This is a genomic window from Leptolyngbya sp. CCNP1308 (assembly GCF_034932455.1).
GTDB lineage: Bacteria > Cyanobacteriota > Cyanobacteriia > Phormidesmidales > Phormidesmidaceae > Nodosilinea.
In genome coordinates, this window is sequence record NZ_JAYGIH010000112.1 from 66,232 (window position 1) to 75,449 (window position 9,218).

The 9,218-nt window shown below is 54.3% G+C and carries 13 protein-coding genes and 1 tRNA gene; 5 read left to right on the forward strand and 9 right to left on the reverse strand.

Features of this window, described 5'->3' with window-relative positions:
* Window positions 1-284: 284 nt before the first annotated feature.
* The 3 genes from VB780_RS29510 to VB780_RS29520 form a co-directional block, all read right to left on the reverse strand.
* Window positions 285-1,103 (reverse strand): TIGR00297 family protein, encoded by an 819-nt coding sequence (locus VB780_RS29510; protein WP_323354773.1) that lies wholly within the window; start codon window positions 1,101-1,103, stop codon window positions 285-287.
* Window positions 1,104-1,134: 31 nt separating this feature from the next.
* Window positions 1,135-1,560: an ATP-binding protein gene (locus tag VB780_RS29515; RefSeq protein ID WP_323354774.1), complete on the reverse strand. Its 426-nt coding sequence runs from the start codon at window positions 1,558-1,560 to the stop codon at window positions 1,135-1,137.
* A gap of 87 nt (window positions 1,561-1,647) precedes the next feature.
* Complete coding sequence (locus VB780_RS29520; RefSeq protein ID WP_323354775.1) at window positions 1,648-2,430, reverse strand: DUF1350 family protein; 783 nt, start codon at window positions 2,428-2,430, stop codon at window positions 1,648-1,650.
* Between the two features lie 206 nt (window positions 2,431-2,636).
* Between VB780_RS29520 and VB780_RS29525 the strand changes: the two genes are divergently transcribed.
* Window positions 2,637-3,497, forward strand: coding sequence for an alpha/beta fold hydrolase (locus VB780_RS29525; RefSeq protein ID WP_323354776.1), 861 nt, complete (start codon window positions 2,637-2,639; stop codon window positions 3,495-3,497).
* Window positions 3,498-3,518: 21 nt separating this feature from the next.
* On the opposite strand, the gene VB780_RS29530 is transcribed toward VB780_RS29525, so the two are convergent.
* Complete coding sequence (locus VB780_RS29530) at window positions 3,519-3,758, reverse strand: hypothetical protein (protein WP_323354777.1); 240 nt, start codon at window positions 3,756-3,758, stop codon at window positions 3,519-3,521.
* A gap of 183 nt (window positions 3,759-3,941) precedes the next feature.
* On the opposite strand from VB780_RS29530, the gene trxA reads away from it, so the two are divergent.
* From trxA to VB780_RS29545, 3 genes are all read left to right on the forward strand, one after another.
* Window positions 3,942-4,262 (forward strand): thioredoxin, encoded by a 321-nt coding sequence (trxA, locus tag VB780_RS29535; RefSeq protein WP_323354778.1) that lies wholly within the window; start codon window positions 3,942-3,944, stop codon window positions 4,260-4,262.
* A 2-nt stretch (window positions 4,263-4,264) separates the two neighbouring features.
* Window positions 4,265-4,762 (forward strand): 2-amino-4-hydroxy-6-hydroxymethyldihydropteridine diphosphokinase, encoded by a 498-nt coding sequence (gene folK, locus VB780_RS29540; protein WP_323354779.1) that lies wholly within the window; start codon window positions 4,265-4,267, stop codon window positions 4,760-4,762.
* A 68-nt stretch (window positions 4,763-4,830) separates the two neighbouring features.
* On the forward strand, window positions 4,831-5,394 hold the full coding sequence (locus tag VB780_RS29545) for an NUDIX hydrolase (protein ID WP_323354780.1): 564 nt from the start codon (window positions 4,831-4,833) through the stop codon (window positions 5,392-5,394).
* Window positions 5,395-5,411: 17 nt separating this feature from the next.
* Here VB780_RS29545 and VB780_RS29550 read toward each other — a convergent pair whose 3' ends face one another.
* Together VB780_RS29550 and VB780_RS29555 are read right to left on the reverse strand one after the other, a co-directional pair.
* Complete coding sequence (locus tag VB780_RS29550) at window positions 5,412-6,071, reverse strand: NAD(P)H-dependent oxidoreductase (protein ID WP_323354781.1); 660 nt, start codon at window positions 6,069-6,071, stop codon at window positions 5,412-5,414.
* 131 nt (window positions 6,072-6,202) lie between these two features.
* Window positions 6,203-6,946 (reverse strand): HAD family phosphatase, encoded by a 744-nt coding sequence (locus tag VB780_RS29555; RefSeq protein ID WP_323354782.1) that lies wholly within the window; start codon window positions 6,944-6,946, stop codon window positions 6,203-6,205.
* Window positions 6,947-7,279: 333 nt separating this feature from the next.
* Between VB780_RS29555 and VB780_RS29560 the strand changes: the two genes are divergently transcribed.
* Window positions 7,280-8,065 (forward strand): RNA polymerase sigma factor SigF, encoded by a 786-nt coding sequence (locus VB780_RS29560; protein WP_323354783.1) that lies wholly within the window; start codon window positions 7,280-7,282, stop codon window positions 8,063-8,065.
* Window positions 8,066-8,230: 165 nt separating this feature from the next.
* On the opposite strand, the gene VB780_RS29565 is transcribed toward VB780_RS29560, so the two are convergent.
* The 3 genes from VB780_RS29565 to VB780_RS29575 form a co-directional block, all read right to left on the reverse strand.
* Window positions 8,231-8,304, reverse strand: a tRNA-Pro gene (locus VB780_RS29565).
* Between the two features lie 90 nt (window positions 8,305-8,394).
* Window positions 8,395-8,763: a DUF1818 family protein gene (locus tag VB780_RS29570; RefSeq protein WP_323354784.1), complete on the reverse strand. Its 369-nt coding sequence runs from the start codon at window positions 8,761-8,763 to the stop codon at window positions 8,395-8,397.
* Window positions 8,764-8,786: 23 nt separating this feature from the next.
* Window positions 8,787-9,014 (reverse strand): DNA-directed RNA polymerase subunit omega, encoded by a 228-nt coding sequence (locus VB780_RS29575; RefSeq protein WP_073610122.1) that lies wholly within the window; start codon window positions 9,012-9,014, stop codon window positions 8,787-8,789.
* Window positions 9,015-9,218 lie beyond the last annotated feature (204 nt).

A 9,218-nucleotide genomic window follows, 5' to 3' on the forward strand; every position in this document is an offset into this window, starting at 1 on the left:
GGCGACCCAGGCTTGCCCTAACTAAAAATAGCGAAGCCTGAATCTATTAAGGCCCAGGTCAGACAGGCCCATCGACAGAGGACCCACGGAACTTAGGATTACGAAAATTCACGGAACTTTTCTATCCTGCGAACAAAAGTTTGTGAGGATGGTATGAATTTTCCTAAAACTTTCCGGATTTCAGTGAACGCTAGTGGTGGAGAGGATGCCTTTTCTATTGCTCCCAGCAGAAGCTTGGACAAATCATCCGTAAAACTGCGGGATTCTGACCGCGATCGCCAACCTTAATATATTTGTGCCACTGCCAGTCCCAGTAAGAGTCCAACTACAGCGCCTATGGTTGTGTTGATGCCGTTGACGACCTCGTTGGTCAGCCAGGGTATGCGGGTTTGCAAGGTGGCCCCAATCAGGCTTTCTAAGGTGGTCGCTATAAAGGCAGCCACTAGGCAGATGAGGATGCCCCATAGGGTAATCAGGCCAACGGCCCAGCCCACCAGCGCCATTGCCAACGACCCGGCCACTCCGGCCAGGGTGCCCTCTAGGCTAACGGCCCCCTCAGTCCCAGCCGGGACGGGCTTGAGCGAGGTGATCAAAAAGGTGCTGCGCCCGTAGGCTTTGCCCACTTCGCTGGCGGTGGTATCGGAGAGTTTGGTGCTGAGGCTGCTGACGTAGGCCAACCCTAGCAGCGGCAGCCAGAGGGCTTGGCTCGCTGGGCTGGTCGTAGCGCTGAGGATCGCGATCGCCCCGGCACAGACCGCCGCCGCTAGGGCAGAACCCCAGACGTTCTCTGGCCCCCTCACCCCCGACCGCCCCTCGGCAATACCGGCGGCCTCTTTGCGGCCTTTGCCCAGGCGGGTAACCGCTGTTCCAGCCAGAAAATAGGCCATCATCACGACGTAGCCTCGCCAACCCAGACAGCCCCAGATGATCACCCCTAGCGCCCAGGCGTGGCCGTAACCCGCTGGGGTCAGCAGCTTTTTGGGTAGCTTCCATGCGATCGCCAGCAGCAGGGTATTCACCAGAGCGCCCACAATCCAGCCCGTTAGCAGATCCGAGCCCTGGGTTGATAAGGGAAGTGCTATTAAAACCGCAGATAAAGCCATGGCATGACGCATCAGATGCATTGCCCTTAGCCTACAGGGCAAAGGTCTTATAGAGGTGCAGACAGTTTCCCCCGTCGGGGGCCGGTTCATAGGTTAGCCGGTCGGCGACTAGGTACATAATTTTGAGCCCGCGCCCTCCTTCGGAGTCGGGGTTGTTGATGCTAATTTTATGTCTCAGCATTGAGGCTAGATCGAAGCCGGGGCCGCGATCCCAAATGCGAATCTCGATAGTGCGATCGCTCACTGACACCTCAATGCGAACGGGGGTTCCCAGAGGCAACCCTGCATGGGCGTGGCGCACCGCGTTGGTGAACCCTTCAATTAGAGCGAGCTGGCACTGAAGCCAAATGTTATGGGGGATAGGCGTTGCCTGAAACTGGTCAAACCATGCCAGTACCGACTTTAGCGCCGTTGGATCGGTTTGGGTTTCAATCTGGCTGGTGTGCTGATAAGTCAAAGCAGGCGACGGCTAGATAGCTCACCTTTGCATCATAGGCCTAACCCCACCCTGGCAAAAGCCTTGAGGGCAAGAGTTTTACATCTCCTATCGGCCCAGAGCATTGGCAGGATTCAGCCAGGTCAACAGATGATGGCGCAAATGGGTGAGGTCTCGATAAAATTCCTGGCGCATGAACTGCCCTAGCGCATCGAGGGGGCTAAAGGCTGCTCCCGGCTGCCAGCCTAACTCCTGGGCAATGGGGGTGGTGTGGGAGCCCGACAAAATGTGAATGGTGGTCGATTCGGGAAACCGTCTTACCAGCACCTCTGAGAGGGGGCGAGTCTGATCGATAGTGTCGCTGCGGAACTTAATCAATAGGTTCTGGGATACGGGGTAGCGATCGCGCACCAGCGCCAGCGTCGCCTCAGGGTCGGGGGTAAACTCCACATTAAAGGCTGGGTTAAACTGCACCACTTGATCGAGGAAAGGAATCGATCGCCGAGCCGGGTAGTTATTAAAACTCATATAAATATTGCCGGCCCGCTCCACCTGCCACAGGCTGTTGATCAGCAGGTGAACCTTGCAGCCCATGCTGTGCCCTAGACCATAGATGGGTAGATAGCGGCTGTCGGCCAGCCCTCGCTTGTCGAGATACCGCAGCGCCTGATCAAAGGTGATCAGCACTTCCTGGGCAATAGCCGCGTGGTCAAAGGTGTTGATAAAGGGTGTTGCCACGACCAGATAACCCTGCCGAGCCAGATTCTCTAACAGCCACTGGTAGGTGACACTGGGGGCGGCGGCCACAAACGCCCCTCCCAAAAAATGCACGATCGCCGTGGGGTTAGGGGGCACCAAAATCCAGTTGCCAGATACCTCTTGCCAGTTCATTGCGCTCTGTAGTGTTGGCCTTTGCCCAAAATTAAATTACCTCAGGAATCGGGGATCCCTCCCTATTACTGTAGCCAGTTTGGGGTAGAGACGGTGTCACCGCTGTCTAGTCGGCGGAATGAACTGGCCAAGGCACCTCTGCTCCGCGCCCTTGCGTTCCCGTTCCGTGGAGCGGTAAGCTCGGTGGGCCGGGTTAAGGAAAGGCTATGGGGCAAGAGGCTGCGATCGCAGAGCGTACAGTATCGGTCAATGGGTTGACCTGGTTCTACCGCGACCTTCAACCCGTTGGCGATTCGACTCGGCTGCCCGTGCTGCTCCTCCATGGCCTAGTATCCCAAAGCTATAGCTGGCGGCAGGTCATGCCTACCCTGGCTCAGCAAGGCTTTCGGGCGATCGCCCCCGACTGGCTTGGCCATGGCTACTCAGATAAACCCGATCGCCGCGACTTTGACTACACTCCCGCCACCTTGGTTTCGGCCTTGGGTAGTTTCATTGACGCCCTAGGGCTACCCCAGGTGCATTTGGTGGCCCAGGGCTTCCTCGGTTCCGTCGGCATCCAGTACGCCCTCCAGCATCCCGAACGCGTTGATCGCCTGGTGATGATCAACGCCCCAATTAGCCCCGGGGCCAAACTCCCCTGGAAAATTCGCCAGATGGGCCTGCCCCTAGCTGGCGATATGATTACCCAAGATCCGCTCTTGGTCGATCGCACCTTGGAAGGCGGCGGCCCCTACCAAGTCGATGACGCAGATTTAGACGTGTACCGTCGGCCGTTCCTGAAAAGTTCTGACGTGGGCCGAGCCTTAATGACCACCGTGCGCCGTATGGATGTCGAAGCCAGCAGTCAGGCGATCGCCACTGCCCTACCCCACTGGGATCATCCCACTCTCGTACTGTGGGGCCAGAAGGATCCATGGCTACCAGTCAGCCTGGCAGAAGTTGCCGTTCAAGCTCTCCCCAATGGTGAACTGCAAACCCTAGAAGAAGTTGGCCACTATGCCCAAGAAGACTGGGCTGAGAAAGTCGCCGCCGCCCTCGATACTTTCCTGCGCCAGATGGCCGTGTAACTTGGCTGGAATGGGGTTAGGCTACTGCCAGTCATACTCCAGGGCGGCATCCCCAAAAAACTGGCGCAAGGTTTCGTGGAGGATGGTCAACTCCGCTACCGTGACCCGGTGGTCTTCATCCATCAGCGCTTGAATGCTCTGGATTTCATCCCTAGAGAGTTTGCCATTCACCAGGGCGTGCTCTATTGAAGTACGCAGTTGATCCAAATGCTCTAGCTCGGCCCGACTTGGCTCTGGTGCATTAGCCCTTTTAATTTGCATCGGCTTTATTCCATAGTTGTTAGATCATCAAACTCGCTCCAAAAGCCTTAGTAAACAATCTCTGTTGCACAGCACAATCATTAGCAGATCGGGCCACAGCACTGTTCTTAGAGTCATAGCCTATGCTGGATAAAGCGACCATGCTGTTGCTTAGACAACAGGGTTTCACCAAAGGAGTGTGCGATGGCTATCAAGCAGCAGTTTCAGAGTTTCGAGGACTTATTGGCTGGAGCTGAAGGCCCAGTACTAGTTGATTTCTATGCCACCTGGTGCGGCCCTTGTCAGATGATGGCAGAAATTCTAAACACCGTCAGCAGCCAGCTTAAGGGGCAGCTTAAGATCGTTAAAATCGACACCGACAAGTACCCAAAAATTGCCTCTCAGCACCGCATTGCGGCCCTTCCTACCCTAGTGTTGTTTAAAGCGGGGCAGCCCGTAGATCGCATCGAAGGCGTACTGCCCGCAGACCAACTGGTGGCCCGACTTCGGCCTCACTTGAGCTAGGCATGGCGGCTGTACCCTGTGCGATCGCCCTCGGCAGCAATTTGGGCGACTCCCAGACAATTTTGCAGCAGGCGCTAACGGCCCTATCTCACTGTCCTGATATCGATGTGATCGCCCAGTCGAGCCTTTACCAAACGGTCGCCATTGGCCCCCCTCAGCCCGATATTCTTAACGCCTGCGCCCTGCTCAACACCCCCCTTTCAGCCCGAGATCTGCTTAACCGGCTACTAGGTATTGAACAGCACTTCGGTCGGGTACGCCGCGAGCGGTGGGGGCCACGCACCCTCGATCTCGATCTGCTGTTCTACGGCCAGGCGATCATCGCTGAGCCAACCCTGCAGGTGCCTCACCCCCGCTTGCGGGAGCGCGCCTTCGTCCTCATTCCCCTCGCTGAGATCGCCCCCGCCTGGTGCGACCCTGTCAGTGGTCAATCGGTACAGTCTCTCTGCCAGGCAGTTGACCCCGCCGGAGTACAGCCACTTGGCCCAATCAGCGCCTAGGCCCAATTCACCATAGCTAAGCCCGCTACAATGAGTTGATCACATGCGCCCTTTCTGAGCCGTCGCCTATGCCCCTGGGTCAAGAGCCTCCTCAACTGCTAAAGCAGCGCTTATTTTATGAGGGTCGCAAGTTCAACTTTGAGGTCAATCGCCTGCGGTTACCAAACCGAGCAGAGGGCGACTGGGAGTGCATTCGCCACCCTGGTGGCGCTTTGGCTGTGCCCGTGACCGCCAGCGGTGAGTTAATTATGGTGCGTCAATACCGCTTTGCTGTGCTGGGGCGACTGCTAGAGTTCCCTGCTGGCACTATCGAAGCTGATGAATCCCCTGCCGACACCATTCGCCGAGAAATTCAAGAAGAAATTGGGCACAGTGCTCAAACCTGGTTGCCCATTGGTAAATTTCCTTTAGCCCCAGGCTATTCAGACGAAATTATCTATGCTTTTCTAGCGACTGACCTAGATGTCATCGAGTCGCCCCCCGACGCCGACGCCGATGAAGACATTGAAGTTGTGCGATTTACCCCAGCCCAGCTTGAGAAAGCTATTTTGGCGGGGGAAGCGGTAGATGCTAAATCTATTGCCAGCTTCTATTTGGCAAAACCTTACCTCGAGAAGCTGGCAGCCCTATAGCCAGCCAAGATTAGACGCTAGTCGTAGTAGCCCACTACGGTTTCCGTAGCGTAGCGTACCTTAGGTAGGTCGGCATACTTATCATCATCGGCGCGGTAGCCTGCTGCACACAGCACCACAGCTGAATATCCCTGCTTGGGTAGTTGCAGCAACTCGTTGAATTTATCTTGGCTAAAGCCCTCCATTGGGCAGGTATCGACCCCTAGAGCAGCCGCAGAGTACATCAAAAATCCCAAAGCAACATAGACCTGCCGAGTTGCCCAATTGTCCATGGTGATGGGGTAAGGAGGCTCAGCTAAAAATCCCTTAACCATGCCACCATAGCCGTCGAGCGTTTCGGCGGGCACCTGGCGTACTGTAGCCATCCGCTCTATAAACTGATCAACCTCCATAGCACCCACGTCTTTTTTGATGGTCAGTACCACCAAGTGGGATGCATCGGTGACTTGGGCCTGACCCCAGGCATGTTCTTTGAGCTGCTGTCGAAGAACAGGGTTGCGTACTACAAAAAATTTCCAGGGCTGTAGTCCAAAGGATGAGGGGGACAGTACGAGACTTTTCTCTAGGGCGGCCCATATAGGCTCAGAAATTTTGCGGTCTGGGTCGAACTGCTTGGTGGCATAGCGCCAGTTGAGCTGCTGGATAACCTGGTCGGGGGTTTGAAGAACGTTGGTCATGGCGTTGTGGGAGTGGGGTAACAATAGACTCTAGGGTTGTAAGAAGTAGGAGTTTCCTCCGCGAACTATAAACTGTCTCTCCATGGCATACTACGCCACAGAGCTATTTACTACGTTAGCGCTGGCTACATCTAGGCTGAAACTCTGCTCGATTCGTTAAATCCGCCATTTCCAGAACTGTAATAGGGCTTGAGCCAGTCTAGACTCAGTTCGTAGAGATGGTCGATCGCCCAGGTAGCCCGGCGATGAATCATCTGGTAAGGGTAGGCATGGGCAACACCTAGGACGGGTACTCCCGCCCGCTTGGCAGCCTCAATACCCGCGAAGGAATCTTCGATGGCTAAGCAGTCCGCAGGTTGTAAAACTAAATCAGTGAACTGCTGATTGAGCTGCTCAATGGCTAGTAAGTAGCCGTCTGGGGCAGGCTTGCTCACCCCAGCAGCAAGGTCGTCTGATGAAATAACCAGCTCCACATGTTTACCCCAGCTAACCTGTGCCAGCACTGCTTCAATTTCGCTGTATCGCGCCCCAGAAACAATAGCCAGCTTGAGTTGCGCGGCCCGAATTTGATAGACCAAATCGTCCAGTCCAGGGTACAGCGGTAGATGATCTAAGTCGGTCAGCACGTCGCGGTAGCGAGTGGTTTTGCGGGTGAGCAATTTTTCTAGATACTCCTCAGATATGACTCGCCCTTGGCGAGCGAGCAGATCTTTGAGACAGGCAGCATCGGAGCGACCTAGGCAGCAGTCTGTTAAGTCTTTGGGGTTAGGCCGGAGATTTTCTTCCAGGAGGAGCTCCTCAATTAACCGGCCGTGAATGGCTTCGTCATTGATCACGACACCATTGAAGTCGAGTAAAACTGCCTTAAGAGCCATTGACTTAGTGGAGAGATATTAAGCAATGTAATGCTGTAGGTTCAGACTTTAGCTTAGCCCGGTTTTGGCCTTTAGCGAAGGTCGCTATGGCTTGCTGGGCTGGAGTATTGGGGCATAACCAATGCTAGCCCACTGGTAGGTAGTAGGCGCTAATCGCCAGCCTTGAAGCAATGCGCTACGCGCTACGCCTTTAGCTGATGTTCCGTAAAACTACGGGGATCTGCGCTTGCCCTCCGCGAGAGTACCGTGGATCAACGATGGTGAATAAGGGGGGTACTCCCGAGAATAAGGACAGTTCTCAGCGAACCCGCTCTCGTAAGGACACCCGCAGATATGGCTACTCAAACTTCGACTATTCGCTCCCGTGGCATGGAACTGCTGATGCAATATAAGCAGTCTCCCTCTGTGCAACTGCGTAACAGACTAGTGCAACTCAATGCTGGCCTAGTCCGCAAAATTGCCCACCGTGTTAGCCACCAGTGCTCTGAGCCCTACGAAGATTTAGAGCAGATTGGCTACATTGGCTTAATCCGCGCCATTGAGCGATTCAACCCCGGCCAAGGCTGCGCTTTCAGCTCCTTTGCTGTCCCTTATATTCGCGGCGAGATGCTGCATTTCCTGCGCGATCGCGGCACTACTGTTAAGATTCCCCGCCGCTGGCAAGATCTGCAAAAAGAGTCTCAAAAGCTTCAGATGGAGTTAATGCGTGATTTAGGCCGCAACCCCAGCGACAGCGAAATGGCTGAAGCATTGGGGGTACCGGTTAAAGAATGGCGAGAAGTTAAAATGGCTCACAAAAACCGCCTTCCCCTTAGCCTTGACGCTACTGTCTGCCAGCAGGTTGATTCTAATATCACCCTAGGTGAGACCCTGCCCGACAGCCATTACCAACTCATGCAGGCTTTGGAAGAAGATCGTCAGCAGATCCAGCGGGCGCTGAATCAGCTTGAGGCCAAAACCCGTACTGCTATTGAGTTTGTCTTCTTCAAAGGGCTGTCCCGCAAAGAAGTCGCTGAGAAAATCGGGGTTAGCCCTATGACTGTTACTCGCCGTATTCAGCGTGGTGTAGACGAAATGATTGCCTACTTGCAGCCCCAAGAGCTGCGCATCGATCCCTAGTCTCCAAACCCATACGAGAGCGAACGCCGCAGATAGCCTGTCCAAGGTTATCTGCGGCGTTCGCAGTGCAGGGATACAGCTTGAATTTCTTGGGACGACAAATTATTTACAACTTAAACATCTATACAGCGAAAAGCCCTGCCATTCGGCAGGGCTTTTCGTGTATCGGAGCGGCGGGATTTGAACCCACGACCCCCACTACCCCAAAGTGGTGCGCTACCAAGCTGCGCTACGCCCCGGTCTGCTTCAGTTGTTCTTAACCAGAATAACACAGAGAGGTATATGACCAGATGGAAATCTGAGAATCTACAGCCGGGTTCGGAAAATCCTCAAAACGCCACCAGGTGAAAGATGGCCTGCATAATTTGCTGGGTCGCTTCAACGTCCCACTCTCCCTCACATCGGCGACCTGATTTGAGAATAAATCGTATGCTGTAGGCGTCTGGGAAACCGTCCGCTTCTAGCCAGAGATGATCGGATTCTGCTTCACAGGTAATGCGCTCACCTTCCATAAGTTCGCTGGTGATCGCTCGCACAGCTGCACTCACTTCCATCGCTAATTGCTGAAAGGTATAAAATTCGGCTTTAGTCAGCTCTATAGCCCAGTTAGAGCCAGCTAACAGTCCATAGTAGTTACTGTCAGTGGAGTTCCAGCCGAGCCGCCACCCAATACCTTCTTTTGTAAACCGCTCACCCATGGGTGCGGTCAGTCCTGATGATACTATTCGCCAATAATCTCAGGCTGTGTCAACTCATCAGACATCTCAATAATTGCCCGCAGTACAGGTTTCATCTTAGGGTCTTCGTAGTTTTCAAAATCTTCGAAGCGTCTCCGCTGGGCTCGGTTAGCTACTTGTACTGTAATTCGGTAGCGGTTTGAAGCAGCCCGAATTAGGTCTTCGGTACGTCGCATAACCTGGGTACTGTCGAAAGGAGAGCGCTTAGCCATAACAACCTGAATAAATCACCTAAGCGCCCATTGTACCAAGAATCTTTGGCATCATGTCTCTAATCCCATATGGCTGCCAGGGCAAACGCATACTCGGTGAGTAGGGATACTAGTGGATACGTTTGACATCAAGGCTATCCATGTCCCATTCAGTGCCCCCGACGGATTCACTGTTAAGCCACTTTGAGAACCTAGAGGATCCTC

Excerpts from the sequence above, each read along its gene's own strand:
- VB780_RS29550 (WP_323354781.1), bottom strand. The coding sequence starts at position 6,071 with ATGACCAACGTTCTTCAAACCCCCGACCAGGTTATCCAGCAGCTCAAC.
- VB780_RS29545 (WP_323354780.1), top strand. The coding sequence starts at position 4,831 with ATGCCCCTGGGTCAAGAGCCTCCTCAACTGCTAAAGCAGCGCTTATTT.
- VB780_RS29510 (WP_323354773.1), bottom strand. The coding sequence starts at position 1,103 with ATGGCTTTATCTGCGGTTTTAATAGCACTTCCCTTATCAACCCAGGGC.
- VB780_RS29575 (WP_073610122.1), bottom strand. The coding sequence starts at position 9,014 with ATGGCTAAGCGCTCTCCTTTCGACAGTACCCAGGTTATGCGACGTACC.
- VB780_RS29525 (WP_323354776.1), top strand. The coding sequence starts at position 2,637 with ATGGGGCAAGAGGCTGCGATCGCAGAGCGTACAGTATCGGTCAATGGG.
- VB780_RS29555 (WP_323354782.1), bottom strand. The coding sequence starts at position 6,946 with ATGGCTCTTAAGGCAGTTTTACTCGACTTCAATGGTGTCGTGATCAAT.
- trxA (WP_323354778.1), top strand. The coding sequence starts at position 3,942 with ATGGCTATCAAGCAGCAGTTTCAGAGTTTCGAGGACTTATTGGCTGGA.
- VB780_RS29570 (WP_323354784.1), bottom strand. The coding sequence starts at position 8,763 with ATGGGTGAGCGGTTTACAAAAGAAGGTATTGGGTGGCGGCTCGGCTGG.
- VB780_RS29520 (WP_323354775.1), bottom strand. The coding sequence starts at position 2,430 with ATGAACTGGCAAGAGGTATCTGGCAACTGGATTTTGGTGCCCCCTAAC.
- VB780_RS29560 (WP_323354783.1), top strand. The coding sequence starts at position 7,280 with ATGGCTACTCAAACTTCGACTATTCGCTCCCGTGGCATGGAACTGCTG.
- VB780_RS29530 (WP_323354777.1), bottom strand. The coding sequence starts at position 3,758 with ATGCAAATTAAAAGGGCTAATGCACCAGAGCCAAGTCGGGCCGAGCTA.
- folK (WP_323354779.1), top strand. The coding sequence starts at position 4,265 with ATGGCGGCTGTACCCTGTGCGATCGCCCTCGGCAGCAATTTGGGCGAC.